Genomic DNA, 21,876 nt, shown 5'->3' with positions numbered 1-21,876 from the left:
AAGGTAATTGATTTGATGCAGTTAAGTGGACGTCCGCGCCGATGGCTTATCGCAATTGCCGTTTTCATTATCGGCGGTTTTTTCATTATTAAGCATCTCATGGCGCCGATACCGGTTGATTTTCAGACGGTAAAAGTTGCTAGCCGTGATCTGCAACAGAGTGTATTGGCTACCGGCAAACTTGATGCAGTACGCAAAGTTGATGTGGGTGCTCAGGTCAGTGGCCAGTTGAAAAAACTGTATGTGGAAATTGGCAATCAAGTCAAGCAAGGGCAATTGCTGGCCATGATCGATCCGCAACAGGCACAGAATCAAATCAAAGAAGTGGAAGCAACATTGCAGGATTTGAATGCGCAGTTGGGGCAGGCGAAAGCTGAGCTGCAATTGGCTGCGGTCACCTTACGTCGTCAGCAAGATTTGGCGAAGTTACAAGTGGTGTCACGTCAGGATTTGGATCAGGCGAGCACCACACTGGCTGTGAAAAAAGCGCAGGTTGAGACTATTAATGCGCAAATTAATAAAGCAAAAGCTGGTTTGGATACTGCCAATATTAATTTGGGTTACACCAGAATTTCGGCCCCGATGGGCGGCGATGTGGTGCAAATCACCACTTTACAAGGCCAAACCGTCATTGCCGCGCAGCAGGCGCCTAATATTCTGACGCTAGCGGATATGAGCACCATGCTGGTGAATGCACAGGTCTCGGAAGCCGACGTGATCCACTTAAAGCCCGGCATGAAAGCCTCGTTCACGGTTTTGGGTGATCCTGGAAAGCACTTTGATGGGGTATTAAAAGACATCCAGCCCACACCGGAAAAGGTCAATGACGCGATTTTCTATTCAGCGCGTTTTGAAGTCCCTAACCCAGATAGATTATTGCGATTGCAAATGACTGCGCAAGTATCAATTCAGTTGGCGAATGTTTCGCAGGCAATAGTTATCCCATTATCGGCATTGGGTGATGAGCTGGGAACTAATCGCTATCAAGTCGCGGTATTGAAAGACGGCAAAGAAGAAAAACGAGAAATCACTATTGGTATCCGTAATAACGTCGATGCGCAGGTTGTTTCCGGTTTGAGTGTGGGTGAGGAAGTCATCGTTAGCCGCGGCGGCACGGAGGATGCGTAATGACGGCATTGCTTGAATTAAAAGGCATCCGTCGTAGCTATCAGTCCGGCGAAGAAACTGTTGATGTATTGCAGGATGTCTCACTGACCATCAATGCAGGCGAGCTGGTGGCGATTATTGGCGCTTCTGGCTCAGGTAAGTCGACACTGATGAACATTCTCGGCTGTCTGGACAAACCGAGTGCAGGTGTTTATCGGGTGGCCGGGCAAGATGTCGCGGCCTTAGATAACGACGCACTGGCGGCACTGCGCCGTGAGCATTTCGGTTTCATTTTCCAGCGTTATCACCTGCTACCTCATCTGAGTGCGGCCCATAATGTTGAAGTTCCGGCGGTCTATGCTGGTTTGGGTAAAAATGAACGCCGCGAGCGAGCGAACATGCTGCTAACCCGGTTGGGGCTGGGGGAGCGAGTGAGTTATCAGCCCAATCAGCTCTCTGGCGGGCAACAACAGCGCGTCAGTATTGCCCGAGCCTTGATGAATGGTGGTCAGGTTATCCTGGCTGACGAACCCACCGGTGCGCTGGATAGCCATTCCAGTGTTGAAGTCATGGCTATATTAAAACAGCTTCAGCAGCAGGGGCACACGGTCATTATTGTTACCCATGACCCCACTGTCGCGGCTCAGGCTGAGCGGATTATTGAAATCAAAGATGGCCGTATTATGGCCGATTCTGGGTCGAAAACAGCGGCAAGTATTGCGGCTTCTGACGCGATTAGTCTAACGCCTCCGGCCCCCTCATGGCAGCAATTAGCAGGGCGTTTCCGTGAAGCGCTATTAATGGCCTGGCGCGCAATGTCAGCCAATAAAATGCGTACCGCTCTGACTATGTTAGGTATCATTATTGGTATTGCCTCGGTTGTTTCTATATTGGTGGTTGGCGACGCGGCTAAACAACTGGTGCTGGCGGATATCAGGGCTATAGGTACTAACACGATTGATATCTATCCCGGTAAAGACTTTGGCGACGATGACCCCAGTACTCGGCAAGCATTGGTTTATGACGACATGACCGCGCTAAAAGAACAGTCTTACGTTAGTGCGGTGTCCCCGACTATCGCCGGTAGTATGCGGTTGCGTTATGGCAATATTGATGTGGCGGCCAGTGTCTCGGGTGTCAGTGAACAATATTTCCGGGTATATGGCATGAAGCTTGAACAAGGCACAGCCATCACCCGCGAGCAGGTTGAGCGCCAGTCACAAGTGGTCGTTATTGACCGCAATACGCAGCGCCGCCTGTTTCCTCACCTCAAAGAGGTGGTGGGGCAAGTGATATTGATTGGCAATATGCCCGCGACAATTGTGGGCGTGGTAGAAGAAAAGCAATCCATGTTTGGTAGTAGCAAAGCACTGCGGGTATGGGTGCCTTATAGCACCATGGCGAGCCGGCTGATGGGGCGTTCTTACTTTGATTCAATCACTATTAGGATTAAAGAGGGCTATAACAGTAAAGAAGCCGAACAGCAGTTGGTTAGGTTGTTAACCATGCGCCATGGTAAAAAAGATATATTTACCTACAACATGGATAGCTTGCTGAAGACTGCGGAGCAAACTACCCGCACCATGCAGTTATTCCTTACATTAGTGGCTGTTATTTCACTGGTGGTCGGTGGGATTGGTGTGATGAATATTATGTTGGTCTCGGTAACAGAGCGTACCCGAGAAATAGGTATCCGCATGGCGGTAGGTGCGCGATCCAGTGATGTTATGCAGCAATTTCTCATTGAGGCTATTCTGGTCTGCCTGGTAGGGGGAGCACTCGGTATCTCGCTATCTTTCGCTATTGGCCTGATTGTAGAGATGTTTTTACCTAACTGGCAAATTGCTTTCCCGCCCATGGCATTGTTCAGTGCATTTTTGTGTTCAACCGTGATAGGGGTGGTATTCGGTTATTTACCGGCGCGCAGCGCTGCTCGGCTAAATCCTATTGATGCACTAGCGCGAGAATAGATTGGTCTGAGGATTGATCTTGGTTTATATGGCCGCATATTAGAAGTGTTAGAAATAAAAATGCCAGTCATTATTTGGCTGGCATTTGGAAGCGTTATTGATGTTGCAATGCAATAAGCTGCGCTGAGAATACCTTTATCACCATAGGGTTAGGTTATGGTTTGCACCCAAGGTGCTTAGGGAGGTAAGTGTGCCGTGTTAGGCCAATACAGCGAGTTCCTGCGGTACGGCTTCTTGCAATATCACATCTAGCCCGAGTGGAACAATCAGGCTGGCATGGTTCCCTTTCGGTCCTTCATGGACATCAAAGTTAACCATCTGACCGGCTTTTAACGTTCGGTAGCCATCCATCTGGATAGTTGAATAGTGAGCGAATATATCTTCGCCGCCGCTCTCAGGGCAAATGAAGCCAAAACCTTTGGCATTGTTGAACCATTTAACAGTACCCGTCTCCATACTTCTACGTTCCTCGCAAGGCTATTTTAGTTCGAGATGAGGTAATCACTGGTTAAAGTGAGCGCAAATTGGTTAAAACTCCAACAGCTCACGAAAATACACTCTAGTGGAAATGGCCTTAACGTCAAGAGGGCGGCTTTTGTCAATGCGGGGTAGTTCTTCAAAGTTTGATGTAGCTAACGCTATTGTCTTTATTTGGATACAATTTAACCGCTATTAAGGTAAAAATGCCGACTTCTTTCTCAGGCGGCGTTATGGCATAAGTGATGTTAAAATAATAATAGATATCTGCATGAAATGGTCTTATAACCGGAGTGAAGTATTGCTCCTGTGTGGTTCAGTGAAACGATGGGCAGGCAATGAGTAAGAACAACGACTGGCTGAATTTTGAACATTTGGTCAAAGATAAACAAATCGAGGCGCTCAAACCGCCGTCTATGTATAAAGTGATACTTAACAACGACAATTACACACCGATGGAATTTGTGATTGACGTTCTGCAAAAGTTCTTTTCTTATGATATTGAACGCGCAACACAACTGATGCTCAATGTGCATTATCAAGGAAAGGCGATTTGTGGTGTTTTTACTGCCGAGGTAGCAGAAACAAAAGTCGCACATGTAAATCAATACGCCAGGGAGAACGAGCATCCGTTGCTTTGTACGCTGGAAAAAGCCTGATTAAGGCAACTATTGGGAGGTGCCTATGCTCAATCAAGAACTTGAACTCAGTCTCAACATGGCTTTCGCCAGAGCGCGTGAGCACAGACACGAGTTTATGACCGTGGAGCACCTGTTGCTGGCATTGCTGAGCAATCCAGCCGCGCGGGAAGCGCTGGAGGCGTGTTCAGTTGATCTGGTGGCATTACGCCAGGAACTGGAAGCGTTTATCGAACAGACCACACCAACCTTGCCGGTGAGTGAAGACGAGCGCGACACCCAGCCGACGCTAAGTTTCCAACGCGTGTTACAGCGTGCGGTCTTCCATGTCCAATCGTCAGGACGTAATGAAGTTTCTGGTGCCAACGTGTTGGTCGCCATCTTCAGTGAACAAGAGTCTCAGGCGGCCTATCTACTGCGCAAGCATGATGTTAGCCGTCTGGATGTAGTGAACTTTATTTCCCACGGCGCCCGTAAGGACGAACCGGGTCAGGCACCGAATGCAGAAAATCCGGTGAATGAAGAGCAGGCAGGAGGGGAAGACCGTATGGAGAACTTCACCACCAATCTGAATCAACTGGCCCGCGTTGGCGGCATTGACCCACTTATCGGCCGTGATAAAGAGTTGGAACGTGCTATCCAGGTATTGTGCCGTCGACGTAAAAATAACCCGCTGTTAGTGGGGGAATCTGGCGTTGGTAAAACAGCTATTGCCGAAGGTTTGGCCTGGCGTATCGTGCAGGGCGATGTTCCTGAAGTCATGTCAGAGTGCACATTATATTCATTGGATATCGGGTCACTTTTGGCCGGAACCAAATATCGTGGCGATTTTGAAAAACGCTTCAAAGCGCTACTGAAGCAGTTGGAAAATGACAAAGATAGCATCCTGTTTATTGATGAAATTCATACCATTATCGGTGCAGGAGCCGCCTCTGGTGGGCAAGTAGATGCCGCTAACCTGATTAAACCGCTGCTTTCTAGTGGCAAAATTCGGGTCATTGGCTCCACTACTTATCAGGAATTCAGCAATATCTTTGAAAAAGATCGTGCGCTGGCTCGGCGTTTCCAGAAGATTGATATTACTGAGCCGACGCCGGAAGAAACTGTTCAGATTATCAACGGCCTGAAACCGAAATATGAAGCGCACCATGATGTGCGTTATACCGCGAAAGCGATCCGCGCAGCGGTGGAGTTATCGGTTAAATATATTAATGACCGTCACTTGCCGGATAAAGCCATTGATGTGATCGATGAGGCTGGTGCTCGTAGCCGCTTAATGCCAGTCAACAAACGCAAGAAAACGGTCAATGTGTCAGATATCGAGTCTGTGGTTGCTCGTATCGCCCGTATTCCGGAGAAAACCGTTTCTGCCAGTGACCGAGATGTGCTGAAAAACTTGAGCGACCGCCTGAATATGTTGGTGTTCGGTCAGGATAAGGCTATTGAGGCGTTGTCTGAGGCTATTAAAATGAGCCGCGCGGGCTTGGGCCATGAGCACAAACCTGTCGGGTCATTCCTGTTTGCAGGCCCAACAGGGGTTGGTAAAACGGAAGTCACGGTGCAATTAGCCAAAGCGCTCGACATCGAACTACTGCGCTTTGATATGTCTGAATATATGGAGCGTCATACGGTTAGCCGCCTGATTGGTGCACCTCCGGGGTATGTTGGTTACGATCAAGGTGGTCTGTTGACCGATGCGGTTATCAAACATCCTCATGCAGTTCTGTTGTTGGATGAAATTGAAAAGGCGCACCCGGACGTGTTTAATCTGCTATTGCAGGTGATGGATAACGGGACTCTGACGGATAACAATGGCCGTAAAGCTGATTTCCGTAACGTTATTCTGGTGATGACGACCAATGCCGGTGTGCGCGAAACGCAGCGCACTTCCATTGGTTTTAAACAACAGGATAACAGCACTGACGCGCTGGAAGAGATCAAAAAAGTGTTTACGCCGGAGTTCCGTAACCGGTTGGATAACATCATTTGGTTCAACCACTTGTCACCAACAGTTATCCAGCAAGTCGTTGATAAATTTATTGTTGAGTTGCAGGCGCAATTAGATGCTAAAGGTGTGTCACTGGAAGTCAGTGAAGAAGCACGTAATTGGTTATCTGATAAAGGCTACGACAAGGCGATGGGCGCGCGGCCAATGGCTCGAGTGATTCAGGAAAACCTGAAAAAACCACTGGCAAACGAGTTGTTGTTCGGCTCTTTGGTTGATGGTGGTTCGGTCACTGTTGGGCTGGATAAAGAAAAACAGCAGTTGGCTTATGAATTCCAAAGTGCGCAAAAACGCAAAACTGAAGGTGCCGTTCACTAAGTTAGCCAGTCGCTAGCTTTGCGGGAGCTTCAAATTAAGAGCGAAATAAAGGGCGATAAGCTAATTTAGCTATCGCCCTTTTTATTTCTTTGCACATTTTGCTTTTATTTGTGTGGTGAATAAATGCACTAAATCGACAAATAAAAGAAAACGCAAAACGCCCTAGCCATAAATGGGAAGGGCGCCGGAGGGGGGACTACATCCTCAGAGCTCGCCAGTTTTAAATTGGCGACAGATTAGCCGATTAACGGCTACGGAAGACAATGCGGCCTTTGCTCAGGTCGTACGGGGTCAGCTCTACAGTGACTTTGTCACCCGTCAGGATGCGGATATAGTTTTTACGCATTTTACCGGAGATATGAGCGGTTACCACGTGCCCGTTTTCCAATTCAACGCGGAACATGGTGTTCGGCAGCGTATCAAGAACGGTGCCCTGCATTTCAATATTGTCTTCTTTGGCCATCGAATCCTCTAGGTGTAACTACCTTAGTTTTTAACCGGCAAGATAATGCCGAAAAACCCACATTATGTAAAGAAGTGTTGGCGGTCATCGCACCATTTCAGCAAAATTAGTCTGCCGGTAAGAGGGGATAAAGCCTAATGTGGGGTTCTTTTCAACGGTTGAGCTTTACTGCATCGCGGATGAAAAATTCAACGATTGCGGTAACCAGCATTCAGCCGGTAGTGGACTAAACTGGCGTTGACTCAACTGCTGCAAAAAAAAGTTTCGTGGGATCTCAATCGCACCCAGCGACGCAGTGTGAGCGTTGAGGACCTGACAGTCAATCAGTTCTCCACCATGACGGGTAAAATGATGGCAAAAAACCATTAAAGCGCTTTTTGAGGCATTATTAGCCCGGCTAAACATGGATTCACCACAAAAGAGTGAACCCACTGAGATACCGTACAAACCACCTACCAGTTCATTTTCCAACCAGACCTCTACGGAATGGGCGTTGCCCAGTGTATGTAAGTGGCAATAGGCTTGCTGTACATCAGCGCCAATCCAGGTTCCCTCATCACGCTGAGTCGCACAGGCGCGAACGACATCTTCAAAAGCATGGTTGATTGTAAATTGATAAGGGCAATGGCGCATAAAACGCCTCATACTCCGGCTGATATGTAAATCTTCTGGATACAATACGGCGCGGGGGTCAGGTGACCACCATAAAATCATTTCCCCTGGACTAAACCAGGGGAAAATTCCCCGCTCATAGGCTGCCAGCAAACGGGGAGGGGATAAATCTCCTCCCAAGGCCAACAATCCGTTAGGTTCGCGCAGAGCTAGCTCAGGTGAGGGGAATGCGAATGATTGAGAAGAGAGCTGTGTGATGCGCATAAATCCCCTTGGTGACTCTATACCGGCCCATCTGGGCAGACTCTTGGTACTCGATGCTGCATTATTGCTAGCGATACTCGTTACTTGGCCCATCTGCGAGTTTCACTTTGATAAGTTATCTGCAACCCGTAATTAAATTGGCTCTCGGGGCTAAGTGTTAATAAAAAGTTATCACCTGAATCTCTTGGCTGCTCAAATTTATCGAGATCAATCAGCCACAATCTTGAACCCCATCCAGGGGTAGCATGCACACTGCCCCAATCGATTTATCGTTCGCTCGGCCTGACTGCAACTTCAATGACTTTGTCTCTAAAATTATTTATAACAAACCAGACTATTTTGCTTTCAGTTGTTTTACTTAATATTAGCTATGAATTGGTTGATTACCTGCCATTATTCAGTCGCATTATTCACATATAATCTTTGTATTAATGCCGTTGATGGAATTGGTAGTAGCGCCCCTTGTTTTGCAATAAGCTTTGATGGTCGCCTTGCTCAACTATTTTCCCACCATCCATCACACAAATCCGATCCATATATTCCAACCCATACAAGCGATGAGTAACAATAATCAGGCTTTTATGCTGACAGTGCTGACGCAATAACGTCAGGATCTGTTGTTCAGTTTCCGCATCTAACCCTTCGGTAGGTTCATCAAGGAGTAGCAGTGGTGCTGGATGTAGCAACGCGCGAGCAATCCCTAAACGGCGTTGTTCACCACCAGATAATGGACGCCCACCATCTCCCATCCAGGCATTCAGCCCTTCGCTGTTATCTAACAAATTAGCCAAACCAACTTGTTCTAAAACAACTTTTAGTTGTGCATCGGATGCAGCAGGGCAGGCCAGTAGCAGGTTTTCACGCAATGTACTGCTAAAAATATGCACCCGTTGGCTGACGACTGTCATCATTTGGCGTAGTGCAGCTTCATCATAGCTGGCTAAAGGTTTCCCATTCAGCGAGATGATGCCTTCGCTAGCATCCCATGCTCGAGTTAATAACTGCAACAGTGTAGATTTACCACAGCCAGTGCGGCCCAATAGCGCAATATGCTCCCCTGCGGCCAGTGACAGCGATATATTTTGTAAAACGGGCAAGGGCTGCTGTGGGTAAGTAAAACTCAGCCCTGTCACTTCTAGCGCAGCTTGTTGGGTCAATGCCGGGCCGGTAACTGGGAATGTCACTTCGGGCTTTTGTTCCATTAACTGACCAACACGGGTCGCCGACGCGATAACTTGCCCTAAGTGTTGGAAAGCGCCAGCCACAGGTAACAGAGCTTCAAAAGCAGCTAATGATGTGAAAACAAACAATGCCAGCAATGCCCCTGGCTGGTTGTTACCATTTATCCCCGCCGCAGCTAGCCATAAAATTAATGTCACTGTCAGACCTGAAGCGAGAATCATTAAAGCTTGGGCTAAACCAGCCAAGGATGCTTGCTGCCTTTGACGGATCATCCAGCGCTGTTCAATGTCTTCCAATGAAGCGCGAAACCGTTGTAATGCACCGAAAACTAACAGTTCGGCTTGGCCTTGTAGCCAAGATGTCAGTTGTGAGCGATAAAGACCGCGCAGATCTGTTAAATCACGGCCAATAGGTTTACCAGCACGATAGAAAATCAATGGCACTAACAATAATAACCCAAGCAGTATGGCACCAAGTGTCAGGGCCAAATTGGCATCAATGTAACTCAGACCAAATGTTACTGTTGCTATGATGACAATAGCGGCAACCAGCGGTGAGATTACTCGCAGATAGAGATGATCGAGTGTATCGACATCTGCAACCAGGCGGTTCAGCAATTCGCTTTGGCGAAAGCGAGCAATGCCAGCAGGGGAGAGGGGTAATATTTTCTGGAATGCAAAGATCCGTAGATGTGCCAGCACTCGGAATGTCGCGTCATGACTGACAACTCGCTCAGCATAACGGCCAGCCGTGCGGATAATCGCAGCACCTCGAACACCAGCAGCAGGTAACAGATAGTTAAAAGTATACAACCCCGCAGGGCCCGCAATCGCGGTTCCGGCCAGGAACCAGCCTGATAATGTCAGTAACCCGATACTGGCCAGTAATGTGATGATGGCCAACACAATACCCAGACAAATCAGGAACCAATGACGGCGATACAAGGCCAAAAAGGGGAGAAGCACTCGCATGATTAAAGCTCCTCACTGCGATGGGACAGCAGGTTGGCAAATGAACCGGCTGATTGACTCAGGCTGGAATAATCACCTTGCTGAATTAATAGGCCATTATCCATCACCCAGATTTGATCATACCCCAGCGTATCTTCCAACTGATGGGTGACCAGCAATGTGGTCTGCTTACGGGAGGCTTCCTCCAGCGCTTTCATGACCAACTGTTCACTATGAGCATCCAAACTGGCAGTAGGTTCGTCTAGTAGCAAAAGTCGGCACGGGTTGAGCAATGCTCTGGCAACAGCAACGCGCTGGGCTTGCCCAACAGAAAGACGCGCCGAATGGTCACCGACTTCAGTATCTAATCCTTGTGGTAGGTCATTAAGGAATTCATTGATATATGCGCGCTCAATAGCCAGTTGTAGTTGGTTATTGTCAGCATTAGGTTGGCCCAGCAAAATATTGGCGACCAGTGTCTGTTCCGGTAAGTGCGGATTTTGGCCGACCCAGCTTAACTGGTTTCGCCAAGCCTGCGGATCCAGTTCGCGCAATTCTATGTTGTTGACTTTTAATGAGCCGCGATAAGGTAAAAAGCCTAATAGCAAATTAAGCAAGGAACTTTTACCCGCCCCGCTTAAACCAACAATAGCAACTCGTTTGCCCGCAGAGAGAGAAAATGTCAGTGGCCCAGCCAAGCGAGTACCTGTGGGGGATAGGATTTCTAGCGCGTTAGCTTCCAGAGTGATGGCATCAGTGCCATCCAAAACTTTATCGCCACGGCCAATAGTTTCACTTTCGCTACTTAAAAATGTTACCAATGACTCAGCAGCACCAACAGCTTGCGCCTTGGCATGGTAAAACGTACCTAAGTCCCGCAGCGGCTGAAAGAATTCAGGTGCCAAAATCAAAACCAGAAAACCAGAAAATAGGGTGACACCCAGGCCGTAGCTGCCAAAATTCAATTCACCTAAATAGGAAAAACCAAAATAGACAGCAACGACTGCAATGGATATTGCCGCGAAAAATTCCAACACAGCGGAGGAGAGGAAAGCCATACGCAGTACTTCCATGGTGCGGCGACGGAAATCTTCTGAGGATTCACGAATTTGGTCTGTTTCTGCTTTGGCGCGGTTAAATAAACGTAAAGTGTCCAGACCACGCAAACGGTCGAGGAAGTTACCACTCAGACGAGCGAGTGCGACAAAATTACGCCGGTTAGCATCGGCCGCGCCCATTCCGACCAACACCATAAACAAAGGGATCAATGGTGCAGTGACAAATAAAATTAAACCTGCTGCCCAGTTGATCGGGAAGGCAGCAATCAAAATCAGCACTGGAATAAAGACAGCTAAGTACATCTGCGGCAAATAGCGAGAATAGTAATCCTGCATATCTTCAATTTGTTCCAAAATAATCGTTGCCCAACTTCCGGCGGGTTTGCCTTTTACCCAAGCAGGGCCGAGTTGCTCTAATCGATCCAACACTATTTTGCGAATCTGTTGACGTACCTTCATGCCGCAAATAAACCCTACTCGCTCACGCAACCAACTGATCACGGCGCGTACGGCGAAAGTTCCAGCCAGCAAACCAAAATCAGTGATTAATTCCGCGCGCGGGATTTTGTCAATGATCAGCGCTTGCAACAAGGTGGCCAATAACCAAGCTTGAGCAATAATCAGTAACCCACTGAAGAGGCCAAGTAGCATAGACAGGCGGAGCCAACGTTGCGCGGGGGCGCTTTGTTTTTTCAGCCAACGAATCAACTCATACTGTCGTGTTTTATTCATCGGGTAATTTTCTGCGCAAGGTACGGGAAAGCTTCAAAAAATATTTGTCACCTTTGAAGATGGCAAACCAGCGAGGGGCAATATTACCTCGTCAAGCCATGAGGGGAAACCATAATGCTTGTGATAGTCGCCGCATTAGTCGATATCTATAATTTGCTGTTTTTCATTGACATGCCGATATACCAAATAAAGGGCCAACAGAAATTAAAAACGGGCGGCTCACGTATCTGTTAGCTGCCCGTCGGTATTAGGTGAAGTTTTGATATCAATATCAATGTGGATTATTTGTCGTTAACTAATCCATCCAGATAGCGTTCTGCATCCAGCGCGGCCATACAGCCGGTGCCAGCGGAGGTGATTGCCTGGCGATAGATATGATCCATAACATCACCCGCAGCAAACACACCAGGAATTGAGGTTTGTGTTGCATTGCCCTGAATACCGGACTGCACTTTAATATAACCATTTTCCAGTGCTAATTGATCACCAAAAATGGCGGTGTTAGGGCTATGACCAATAGCAATGAATACACCGGCTACCGCTAACTCTTCAGTTTCGCTGTTTTTGGTGGACTTCAGACGTACGCCAGTGACGCCCATATTGTCCCCCAGCACTTCATCCAAAGTGCGATCAGTATGGAGCACAATATTGCCGTTCTTCACTTTTTCCATCAGACGGTCGATCAGGATTTTTTCTGAGCGGAAGCTATCCCTGCGGTGAATCAGGTGAACTTCCTCGGCAATATTTGCCAGATACAGCGCTTCTTCAACGGCAGTATTGCCACCGCCGACCACGGCAACTTTTTGGTTACGATAGAAGAAACCATCACAAGTTGCACAGGCGGAAACCCCTTTGCCCTTGAATGCTTCTTCTGATTCCATCCCGAGATAACGTGCAGATGCGCCAGTTGCGATGATCAGTGCATCGCAAGTGTATTCAGCACCATCACCAAACAGGCGGAATGGGCGGTTCTGTAAGTCGACTTTATTGATGTGGTCGAACAGAATTTCTGTTTGGAATTTTTCTGCATGTGCATGCATCCGTTCCATCAGCGCCGGGCCGGTGAGGCCTTCTGGATCACCCGGCCAGTTTTCGACATCGGTGGTGGTGGTCAATTGACCGCCTTTTTCCATTCCGGTAATCAATACAGGACTCAGGTTGGCACGTGCCGCATAAACTGCTGCGGTATAACCCGCAGGACCAGAACCCAAAATAATCAATTTGCTATGTTTTGCGGTGCTCATGAATACCTCTTTCCCACAATGGCGGACAATGTTAACGATTGTAGGGAAGTTCGAGCATTAAAAAAAGCAGACAAAAATGTTGTTAGCGATTTGTTTGATAGGTAATGCCTATTTAACGAACTAAATGTATCAAGAACCAGCAGTTAGGGGCAAAACGAAGTCGAGCAGAGTGCAAAAGAGATAGAAATTCCTTTCTACGTTGCAAGTAGAACAGTCTTAAAAATCTTTGACCCCATAAAGAATGTGGCTTGCAGGGCGATGGTTAAAGAAATATCAACAATTTTTGACACGTTATTTTGCATCATTTTATAGCAAATTTAGGATGAAAAAATAGCGAAGATAAGCGTTCTTGATTTTTAATTATGGCATGTTGTACTGATTTAACTTCTTTTACTTTGACAATCGGCTGTGCATTTGCGAAAACATCATAGGAAGAAGAAATTATCTGCGCGCCATAATTTCAGATTTGGTGTCAGTGATACCAAGCGAAAACCCTGGAATGTTTTCGATTAATGCTGGATGGCATGTGGAGTATGTTCTCGGATAACTGCAGGGGGGAGTTTCTGTTGTTGTTCGTGATGCGCTATCTCTTCCTCAACGCTAATAATCATCGAGTACCTCGCATACAGTTAGACAGACAGGGTGTGAGATAACAACGTGTTGATATATTTGCATAAAACAGGCTGCGGGTCGTGTCTGTAGCAAGCTCAAAATTCATAGTTAATGAGAGCATGTCGCAGACTCAAGGAAATTAAGAGAGATTATAAGATGATAGATAACAAAAAACGCCCGGGGAAAGAGCTTGATCGTATAGATCGTAACATCCTGAATGAATTACAAAAGGATGGGCGTATCTCTAACGTTGAGCTTTCAAAACGAGTAGGGTTGTCACCAACACCATGTCTGGAACGGGTTCGCCGCTTAGAGCGTCAGGGCTTCATTCATGGCTATACTGCACTGCTTAATCCACAGTATTTGGATGCATCACTGCTGGTTATCGTTGAGATTACTCTGAATCGTGGCGCTCCGGATGTGTTTGAGCAATTTAATGCCGCTGTAAAAAATCTTGAGGAAATTCAAGAGTGTCACCTGGTTTCCGGTGATTTCGACTATTTGTTGAAAACTCGTGTACCTGACATGTCTGCTTACCGTACATTACTCGGTGAGACCTTGCTTCGCCTACCGGGAGTCAACGACACCCGCACTTATGTTGTCATGGAAGAAGTGAAGCAGAGTAACCGCCTTGTTATTAAAACGCGGTAAACAGGCAGGTGCAAAACCTGAGTAATTTGGTTACACTCCTGTTTATTCATACAGTTTCAACGCCGGGAGGGTTCTCGGCGTTGCTACTCATACTAGTTAACAGGAACCTGGAGAGCCTTTCTTGAGCCAGGAATATACAGAAGATAAAGAAGTTACTTTGAAAAAACTCAGCAATGGGCGCCGTTTGCTTGAGGCTGTTTTGATTGTGGTAACGATTTTGGCAGCCTTCCTAATGGCCGCGCTGCTCAGTTTCAACCCTTCAGACCCGAGTTGGTCGCAAACTTCATGGCATGAGCCGATCCATAATCTTGGTGGCAGTGTTGGCGCCTGGATGGCCGATACATTGTTCTTCACTTTCGGCGTCTTGGCTTATGCAATTCCCGCCATTATGGTGATGTTGTGCTGGGCTGCATTTCGCCAGCGTGATGCCAGTGAGCATGTCGATTACTTTGCACTCTCATTGCGGTTGATAGGCACATTAGCCCTGATTTTAACCTCATGTGGCTTGGCTGCATTAAATATTGACGATCTTTACTATTTCGCGTCTGGCGGGGTGATCGGCAGTCTATTCAGTAATGCCATGTTGCCATGGTTCAACGGTGTGGGGGCAACCCTGACATTGCTCTGTATCTGGGCTGTTGGCCTGACACTCTTTACGGGGTGGTCATGGTTGGTTATTGCTGAAAAAATTGGTGGAGTAGTCTTAGGATCGTTGACATTTATGACTAATCGTTCACGTCGTGAAGAACATTATGACGATGAAGATGACGATTACCAAGTTGATGGGGCGATGACTGCTGAGCAAGACAAAGGCGTTACGCCGAATAAATCTGTTGCGGGTGTAACAGCGGCTACAGCGCTGGCGGCAAACTCCGCCCATGCGGATGACGATGTATTGTTCTCGGCACCATCCGTAACAGATGCACCTGTTAGCTCGATATTGGATGGGGCAACATTGGCTAGTGCAGCAGTTGCTGAAACCAAAGATGGCGATGACCCATTATTGAGTACATTACGTGCAACAGATAATGATGAGCCGTCAGTGTTATCTCCTGCGGGTCCTCCGTCCGAACCCGTTATCAGCCACAGTACAGCGCCGATGGTTGATAATATGGCCGCAACGCCGCCGCTCTATTCTTTTGAAATTCCACAAGAAGCGACGTCTCCTGCGCCAACACGTGTTGCGCCACCGGTTGAAAGGCCTGAGCCTCAACTGGGTTCATGGGACAAACCAGCAACACCCGCTAGCCATTCTCCCTTTGATTTTTCAGCGGCGCAGCGCCATAGCGATCAGGTAGAAAGTACACCTTATATGAACCCTGGAATGGGCACAGATATTGATGGTCTGGCCCCGATGGGGTCGCCAAGTCGCCCTGCGTCTACGATAGGAGTAGTCGCGGCAAGTGCGGCTGCCGCCACGTTTATGCCCGCATTTACCGCTACCAGTGATAGCAGTTTACAGGTTAAACAGGGCATAGGGCCTGAGTTACCAAGGCCTAATCCTGTTCGGATCCCGACACGGCGTGAACTCGCTTCCTACGGTATCAAATTACCGTCTCAGCGTATGGCGGAGCAGGAACAGCGAGAGCAAGAAGCACAAGCTCCTCAAGTTGCTGAAACGTTATTTACAGCGGAGGTTGCCTCTGAAGATGATGATGCATTACAGCAGGCAATCTTGCGTCAAGCTTTTGCTGACCAACAATCAGAGCGTTACGGTCAATCAGCCGATGCGGGGGAGAATACTTTCTCTGCGGCAGAGCCAGAAGATGAACAGGCTTTGCAAGAGGCGGCATTACGACAAGCCTTTGCAGCGCAACAGCAACATCGTTATGGTTCTCCGGACGATGAAAATCTTGACGCTAGCGAATATAAACATGCTTTTGTTGAGGAAACGCAACCCGTAGATACCCGTAGTGCCTTTACATTCTCACCGGTTGCAGATCTGGTCGATGAAAGCCCACGTGAGCCTCTGTTTACGCTGTCTCCGTATGTTGACGACGCCGCGCAGCCAGCAACAGTGAAAGGTACTTCTGTACCAGAGCATACTGAACAGGTTTCGGCCTATCAGCCGTCAGGAGTCAATCAATCTCATCAAGTGTATTCTGGCCAATCAGCACCGGTGCAACCAACTCCGACAGCAGTACCGCCAGTTTCACCAGTGCAGCCAACTCCGGCGATGGACAGTTTGATTCATCCCTTCTTGATGCGCAATGATCAGCCTTTGGTCAAACCGACAACACCATTGCCGACGTTGGATCTTCTTTCTTCTCCGCCAGCGGAGGAGGAACCGGTTGATATGTTTGCTCTGGAGCAAATGGCGCGTTTAGTCGAAGCGCGGTTAGGTGATTATCGGGTGAAAGCAGAGGTCGTGGGTATATCTCCGGGGCCGGTCATTACCCGCTTTGAGCTTGATTTAGCACCAGGTGTCAAAGCTTCGCGCATTTCTAATCTTTCTCGCGATTTGGCTCGATCTCTTTCGGCTATTGCCGTGCGTGTGGTGGAAGTGATCCCAGGCAAGCCTTATGTCGGGCTTGAACTACCCAATAAACATCGTCAGACCGTTTATTTACGCGAAGTCCTCGATTGTGCCAAATTCCGAGATAATCCGTCGCCATTAGCTATTGTGTTGGGTAAGGATATTGCTGGGCAACCGGTGGTAGCCGATCTGGCTAAAATGCCTCATTTACTGGTGGCTGGTACCACCGGTTCCGGTAAATCGGTGGGCGTTAACGCCATGATCCTCAGCATCTTGTATAAAGCCACGCCAGAAGATGTGCGCTTTATCATGATTGACCCGAAAATGCTGGAGCTGTCAGTGTATGAGGGGATCCCTCATCTGTTAACCGAAGTGGTTACTGATATGAAAGATGCGGCGAATGCATTGCGGTGGTGTGTCGGCGAAATGGAACGGCGCTATAAGCTGATGTCTGCATTGGGTGTGCGTAACCTTGCTGGATATAACGAGCGAGTGGCTCAAGCTGAAGCGATGGGGCGTCCAATCCCCGATCCATTCTGGAAACCCTCTGATAGTATGGATATTTCACCGCCAATGTTGGTGAAATTGCCTTATATCGTGGTGATGGTGGATGAATTTGCTGACCTGATGATGACAGTGGGCAAGAAAGTTGAAGAGCTAATTGCGCGTTTGGCGCAAAAAGCCCGAGCTGCTGGGATTCATTTAGTCTTGGCAACTCAGCGCCCGTCTGTGGATGTGATTACAGGCCTCATTAAAGCCAACATTCCGACCCGCATCGCATTTACGGTTTCCAGCAAGATAGATTCGCGAACTATCCTTGATCAAGGTGGTGCAGAATCGCTACTGGGGATGGGGGATATGCTGTATATGGCACCTAATTCCTCAATTCCGGTACGTGTTCACGGCGCTTTTGTCCGCGATCAGGAAGTGCACGCGGTGGTTAATGATTGGAAAGCTCGTGGTCGTCCTCAATACATTGAGAGCATTCTCAGTGGTAGTGAGGATGGTGAAGGCGGTAGCCTTGGCTTGGATAGCGACGAGGAATTGGACCCACTGTTTGACCAAGCGGTGAACTTTGTCCTGGAGAAGCGCCGTGCGTCTATCTCCGGGGTACAGCGCCAATTCCGTATCGGCTATAACCGTGCGGCACGGATTATTGAGCAGATGGAAGCCCAGCAGATTGTCAGTACGCCCGGCCATAACGGGAATCGTGAAGTCTTGGCTCCGCCTCCACACGAGTAATATCTTGTTTTGAGGCAGTTAACATAGACAGGGCCGCTTTGCGGCCCTTATGCAAAGAAGCGTAAACCTCAGATTTATCAGATTAATATGCTAACGAAACGGAAATACTTCAGCTAAAGTGGTCAGGTTTATGGTATGCATTCAGCTTACCAGTCATAGACTTAAACGGCACATAGAGTGACAATATAACTCGCTCACTGAATTCGCCTTTGTGGTGGCCCGATTAGGGCGCAATGAATTTTATAAGGTACTTAGAATAATGAAAAAACTGCTTGTTGCTTGCTGTCTGTTATCGGGTTTAATTTCAGCTCACGCGCTGGCAGATGCCAGCTCCGACTTACAAGGGCGCCTGAGCAAGGTAAACAGTTTTCACGCTAACTTCTCGCAAAAAGTGACCAGCTCAGAGGGTACAGCAGTGCAAGAGGGTGAGGGGGAGTTATGGGTGAAACGGCCAAATTTGTTTAACTGGCATATGACCTCCCCTGACGAGAGTGTCTTGATTTCTGATGGTGAAACACTGTGGTTCTATAACCCGTTTGTTGAACAGGCCACAGCGACCTGGTTGAAAAATGCTACAGGCAACACCCCATTTATGCTGATTACCCGCAATAACCCGGATGACTGGAAACAGTATAATGTGAAGCAGAAAGGTGATGATTTTGAACTTACGCCGAAAAGCGCCAGTGGCAATTTGAAGCAATTTGCTATCACGGTAACGCCAACGGGCACTATCAAAAGCTTTACTGCGATTGAGCAAGATGGGCAGCGTAGTGCTTATACGCTGAAAGGTCAGCAAAATAGCTCTGCGGATGCCAGTAAATTTAAATTTACCCTACCAAAAGGTGTGACGCTGGACGACCAGCGGCAGTGAGGTCAGTGTGAGTAATATGTCCCTCGATTTTTCCCAGAATGAATTTCAGCCATTGGCCGCGCGGATGCGGCCTTTGACGTTGGAACAATATATTGGTCAGCAGCATTTGCTGGCACCGGGTAAACCGTTACCGCGGGCGATCGTTGCTGGACAATTACACTCGATGATCCTCTGGGGGCCGCCGGGGACCGGCAAAACTACTTTGGCAGAAATTATTGGCCGCTATGGTCAGGCGGATGTCGAACGTATTTCAGCGGTGACCTCTGGCATTAAAGAGATTCGCGAAGCGATTGAGCGCGCGCGGCAAAATCGTGATGCGGGTCGGCGGACAATTTTATTTGTCGATGAAGTCCATCGTTTCAATAAAAGTCAGCAAGATGCGTTTTTACCTCATATTGAAGATGGCACCATCACCTTTATTGGCGCCACGACAGAAAACCCGTCATTTGAACTGAATTCGGCGTTGCTCTCCAGAGCTAGGGTCTATTTGCTGAAAGCTCTCACCGCTGCCGATATTGAAAAAGTTATTGAGCAAGCCATGTCAGACAGCAGTCGAGGCTATGGTGGGCAGAATATAAAACTGCCAGATGAAACTCGCCGTATGATGTCTGAATTGGTGGGAGGCGATGCGCGGCGGGCCTTGAATAGCCTTGAAATGATGGCAGATATGGCAGAAGTAGATGCCAATGGGGTGCGGGTATTGACCCCTGATTTACTGAAAGAGGTGTCTGGCGAACGTAGTGCGCGCTTTGATAATAAAGGCGATCGTTATTATGACCTTATCTCGGCAGTCCATAAGTCTATTCGTGGGTCCGCGCCCGATGCCGCCTTGTATTGGTATGCGCGAATTATCACGGCAGGCGGTGATCCGCTCTATGTGGCTCGGCGTTTATTAGCCATTGCATCGGAAGATATCGGTAATGCCGATCCTCGCGCGATGCAAGTGGCTATATCAGCATGGGACTGTTTTACCCGTGTTGGTCCGGCGGAAGGTGAGCGCGCGATTGCTCAGGCGATTGTTTATTTGGCTTGTGCGCCGAAAAGTAATGCGGTTTACACGGCGTTTAAAGCCGCCATGCAAGATGCGCGTGATAAACCTGATTTTGATGTGCCGGAACATCTGCGTAATGCGCCAACCAAACTCATGAAAGAAATGGGGTTAGGGGCTGAATACCGTTATGCCCATGATGAACAACATGCTTATGCTGCCGGTGAGAACTATTTCCCGCCAGAAATGGCCACAACCCGCTACTATTTACCGTCATCCCGAGGTCTGGAAGGCAAAATTGGTGAAAAGCTGGCATGGCTGGCTGAGCAGGATCAAAATAGCCCGATAAAACGCTACCGCTAGCCTTGCTGTTGCGGTAAGGTTAGCGCTATATAGAACGGCTAAGCGGCTGTTTATGCTACTTACGTCGTTAAATTCTTTTCAATAACCCTTTATACCCCAAATCATGGCATTGCTAACAACACTGCAATTCCAGTTCAAGGGTATAACCATAACTACAAGCACAGGACTAGCATGCTCGATCCCAATATGCTGCGCAATGAGCTAGACGCAGTCGCCGAAAGACTGGCTCGCAGAGGTTTTAAACTTGATGTTGATACGTTGCGCCAACAAGAAGAGCGCCGCAAAGTTTTACAGGTTGAAACAGAAAGTCTGCAAGCAGAACGTAACTCCCGATCGAAACTGATTGGCGCGGCCAAGGCGCGTGGCGAAGATATTGAACCATTACGTTTGGAAGTCAATGTCTTGGGTGAAAAGTTGGATGCAGCGAAAGCCGAGTTGGACAAGTTGCAAGACGAAATCCGCGATCTGGCGTTGTCTATTCCTAACTTGCCGGATGATTCTGTTCCAGTGGGTAAAGATGAAAACGATAATCTTGAAGTCAGCCGTTGGGGTGAACCTCGCCAGTATGACTTTGAGGTAAGGGATCACGTTTCCCTCGGTGAAATGGCCGGTGGGCTTGATTTTGCAGCAGCGGTGAAGCTGACTGGCGCGCGTTTTGTGGTGATGAAAGGGCAAATTGCCCGGATGCACCGCGCATTGGCACAGTTTATGCTCGATCTACACACTGAAAAACACGGCTATCTGGAAACTTACGTTCCTTATTTAGTTAACCATGCGACCCTTTATGGGACTGGCCAATTGCCTAAGTTCGGTGGTGACCTTTTCCATACCAAACCATTGGAAGAAGAATCTGACACCAGCACCTATGCATTGATTCCAACGGCAGAAGTGCCTGTAACCAATCTGGTGCGTGATGAGATTCTGGAAGAAGATTCCCTGCCATTGAAAATGACGGCACATACACCTTGTTTCCGTTCGGAAGCGGGTTCTTATGGTCGTGATACCCGCGGTTTGATCCGTATGCATCAGTTCGACAAAGTTGAGATGGTGCAGATAACCCGCCCAGAAGATTCAATGGCGGCTCTGGAAGAGCTAACCGGTCATGCAGAGAAAGTGCTGCAATTACTGGAATTGCCATACCGTAAAGTCCTGTTGTGTACCGGCGATATGGGCTTTGGCTCCAGCAAAACTTACGATCTGGAAGTGTGGCTGCCGGCGCAGAATACTTACCGCGAAATCTCTTCATGTTCCAACATGTGGGATTTCCAGGCGCGCCGTATGCAAGCGCGTTGCCGTAACAAAACTGACAGAAAAACCCGTCTGGTTCATACCCTGAATGGTTCTGGTCTGGCGGTTGGGCGTACCTTGGTCGCAGTGCTGGAAAACTACCAGCAGGCTGATGGCCGTATTCAGGTGCCTGAAGTTTTACGCCCGTATATGGGCGGTTTAGAATTTATTGGCTAATGTTTGGGATTTATTGACTAATAAGTAAAGGTCAATGTTTTTCTCTTCATTATCAGCCAGTTATAAAGCCCCTTCGGGGGCTTTTTCTTTTGGTAGTTATCAGCACGCATTGGGAGTTAAGGGCGCAGATATTTATCCAACAACATATCGTGCTATCCACTCTCGTGATGTAATTGACTTTTTTATCAC

Annotated in this window: 15 protein-coding genes; 9 read left to right on the top strand and 6 right to left on the bottom strand. The window is 48.1% G+C overall.

Features of this window, described 5'->3' with window-relative positions:
• The first annotated feature begins 15 nt into the window (after positions 1-15).
• Complete coding sequence (macA, locus tag OP863_RS12700) at positions 16-1,128, top strand: macrolide transporter subunit MacA (protein ID WP_265525368.1); 1,113 nt, start codon at positions 16-18, stop codon at positions 1,126-1,128.
• Complete coding sequence (gene macB / locus OP863_RS12695) at positions 1,128-3,077, top strand: macrolide ABC transporter ATP-binding protein/permease MacB (RefSeq protein WP_145589013.1); 1,950 nt, start codon at positions 1,128-1,130, stop codon at positions 3,075-3,077. The genes macA and macB overlap by 1 nt, the downstream gene beginning before the upstream one ends.
• 198 nt (positions 3,078-3,275) lie before the next feature.
• Here the strand turns inward: macB and cspD are convergent, their stop codons facing one another.
• Positions 3,276-3,533 carry a cold shock-like protein CspD gene (gene cspD, locus OP863_RS12690; protein ID WP_038632059.1) on the bottom strand — a complete coding sequence of 86 codons (258 nt, stop codon included), beginning with the start codon at positions 3,531-3,533 and terminating at the stop codon, positions 3,276-3,278.
• Between the two features lie 359 nt (positions 3,534-3,892).
• Here cspD and clpS point away from each other — a divergent pair, with 359 nt between their 5' ends.
• Both clpS and clpA read left to right on the top strand, forming a co-directional pair.
• Entirely contained in the window at positions 3,893-4,213 is a 321-nt protein-coding gene (gene clpS, locus OP863_RS12685; RefSeq protein ID WP_038632061.1) for an ATP-dependent Clp protease adapter ClpS, read from the top strand.
• 25 nt (positions 4,214-4,238) lie between these two features.
• Positions 4,239-6,515, top strand: a complete 2,277-nt coding sequence (gene clpA, locus OP863_RS12680) for an ATP-dependent Clp protease ATP-binding subunit ClpA (RefSeq protein ID WP_038632063.1) — start codon at positions 4,239-4,241, stop codon at positions 6,513-6,515.
• Between the two features lie 244 nt (positions 6,516-6,759).
• Here clpA and infA read toward each other — a convergent pair whose 3' ends face one another.
• The 5 genes from infA to trxB all read right to left on the bottom strand — a co-directional run bounded on the left by infA (position 6,760) and on the right by trxB (position 13,020).
• The gene (gene infA, locus OP863_RS12675; protein WP_002211347.1) at positions 6,760-6,978 is read right to left on the bottom strand and encodes a translation initiation factor IF-1; all 219 of its coding nucleotides are present in this window, start codon (positions 6,976-6,978) and stop codon (positions 6,760-6,762) included.
• Between the two features lie 165 nt (positions 6,979-7,143).
• On the bottom strand, positions 7,144-7,854 hold the full coding sequence (gene aat / locus OP863_RS12670) for a leucyl/phenylalanyl-tRNA--protein transferase (protein WP_120011312.1): 711 nt from the start codon (positions 7,852-7,854) through the stop codon (positions 7,144-7,146).
• Between the two features lie 428 nt (positions 7,855-8,282).
• Positions 8,283-10,007, bottom strand: a complete 1,725-nt coding sequence (gene cydC / locus OP863_RS12665; RefSeq protein ID WP_145589014.1) for a heme ABC transporter ATP-binding protein/permease CydC — start codon at positions 10,005-10,007, stop codon at positions 8,283-8,285.
• A gap of 2 nt (positions 10,008-10,009) precedes the next feature.
• On the bottom strand, positions 10,010-11,776 hold the full coding sequence (gene cydD / locus OP863_RS12660; protein ID WP_265525367.1) for a heme ABC transporter permease/ATP-binding protein CydD: 1,767 nt from the start codon (positions 11,774-11,776) through the stop codon (positions 10,010-10,012).
• A gap of 281 nt (positions 11,777-12,057) precedes the next feature.
• Positions 12,058-13,020 carry a thioredoxin-disulfide reductase gene (gene trxB / locus OP863_RS12655; protein WP_038632072.1) on the bottom strand — a complete coding sequence of 321 codons (963 nt, stop codon included), beginning with the start codon at positions 13,018-13,020 and terminating at the stop codon, positions 12,058-12,060.
• 768 nt (positions 13,021-13,788) lie between these two features.
• On the opposite strand from trxB, the gene lrp reads away from it, so the two are divergent.
• The 5 genes from lrp (at position 13,789) to serS (ending at position 21,687) form a co-directional block, all read left to right on the top strand.
• Complete coding sequence (lrp, locus tag OP863_RS12650) at positions 13,789-14,283, top strand: leucine-responsive transcriptional regulator Lrp (protein WP_002211340.1); 495 nt, start codon at positions 13,789-13,791, stop codon at positions 14,281-14,283.
• Between the two features lie 121 nt (positions 14,284-14,404).
• A complete protein-coding gene (locus OP863_RS12645; RefSeq protein ID WP_265525366.1) occupies positions 14,405-18,001 on the top strand; it encodes a DNA translocase FtsK 4TM domain-containing protein in 3,597 nt (1,198 codons plus the stop codon).
• A gap of 259 nt (positions 18,002-18,260) precedes the next feature.
• Complete coding sequence (gene lolA / locus OP863_RS12640; RefSeq protein WP_038632078.1) at positions 18,261-18,872, top strand: outer membrane lipoprotein chaperone LolA; 612 nt, start codon at positions 18,261-18,263, stop codon at positions 18,870-18,872.
• 7 nt (positions 18,873-18,879) lie between these two features.
• Positions 18,880-20,223, top strand: coding sequence for a replication-associated recombination protein A (locus OP863_RS12635; protein WP_145591214.1), 1,344 nt, complete (start codon positions 18,880-18,882; stop codon positions 20,221-20,223).
• Positions 20,224-20,394: 171 nt separating this feature from the next.
• On the top strand, positions 20,395-21,687 hold the full coding sequence (serS, locus tag OP863_RS12630; protein WP_038632081.1) for a serine--tRNA ligase: 1,293 nt from the start codon (positions 20,395-20,397) through the stop codon (positions 21,685-21,687).
• The last annotated feature ends 189 nt before the right edge of the window (positions 21,688-21,876 follow it).

Origin of the sequence: Yersinia sp. SCPM-O-B-9106 (C-191) (assembly GCF_026183365.1) — a bacterium.
In the GTDB taxonomy this organism is placed as follows: Bacteria; Pseudomonadota; Gammaproteobacteria; order Enterobacterales; family Enterobacteriaceae; genus Yersinia; species Yersinia rochesterensis.
The sequence above is the reverse complement of the archived record's forward strand: the minus strand, read 5'-3'. Positions and strand labels throughout refer to the sequence as shown.

What these genes read in the sequence shown, in the direction of transcription:
- cydD (WP_265525367.1), bottom strand. Translation starts at nt 11,776, where the DNA reads ATGAATAAAACACGACAGTATGAGTTGATTCGTTGGCTGAAAAAACAA.
- cspD (WP_038632059.1), bottom strand. Translation starts at nt 3,533, where the DNA reads ATGGAGACGGGTACTGTTAAATGGTTCAACAATGCCAAAGGTTTTGGC.
- trxB (WP_038632072.1), bottom strand. Translation starts at nt 13,020, where the DNA reads ATGAGCACCGCAAAACATAGCAAATTGATTATTTTGGGTTCTGGTCCT.
- infA (WP_002211347.1), bottom strand. Translation starts at nt 6,978, where the DNA reads ATGGCCAAAGAAGACAATATTGAAATGCAGGGCACCGTTCTTGATACG.
- macB (WP_145589013.1), top strand. Translation starts at nt 1,128, where the DNA reads ATGACGGCATTGCTTGAATTAAAAGGCATCCGTCGTAGCTATCAGTCC.
- aat (WP_120011312.1), bottom strand. Translation starts at nt 7,854, where the DNA reads ATGCGCATCACACAGCTCTCTTCTCAATCATTCGCATTCCCCTCACCT.
- clpA (WP_038632063.1), top strand. Translation starts at nt 4,239, where the DNA reads ATGCTCAATCAAGAACTTGAACTCAGTCTCAACATGGCTTTCGCCAGA.
- lrp (WP_002211340.1), top strand. Translation starts at nt 13,789, where the DNA reads ATGATAGATAACAAAAAACGCCCGGGGAAAGAGCTTGATCGTATAGAT.
- lolA (WP_038632078.1), top strand. Translation starts at nt 18,261, where the DNA reads ATGAAAAAACTGCTTGTTGCTTGCTGTCTGTTATCGGGTTTAATTTCA.
- macA (WP_265525368.1), top strand. Translation starts at nt 16, where the DNA reads ATGCAGTTAAGTGGACGTCCGCGCCGATGGCTTATCGCAATTGCCGTT.
- serS (WP_038632081.1), top strand. Translation starts at nt 20,395, where the DNA reads ATGCTCGATCCCAATATGCTGCGCAATGAGCTAGACGCAGTCGCCGAA.
- clpS (WP_038632061.1), top strand. Translation starts at nt 3,893, where the DNA reads ATGAGTAAGAACAACGACTGGCTGAATTTTGAACATTTGGTCAAAGAT.
- cydC (WP_145589014.1), bottom strand. Translation starts at nt 10,007, where the DNA reads ATGCGAGTGCTTCTCCCCTTTTTGGCCTTGTATCGCCGTCATTGGTTC.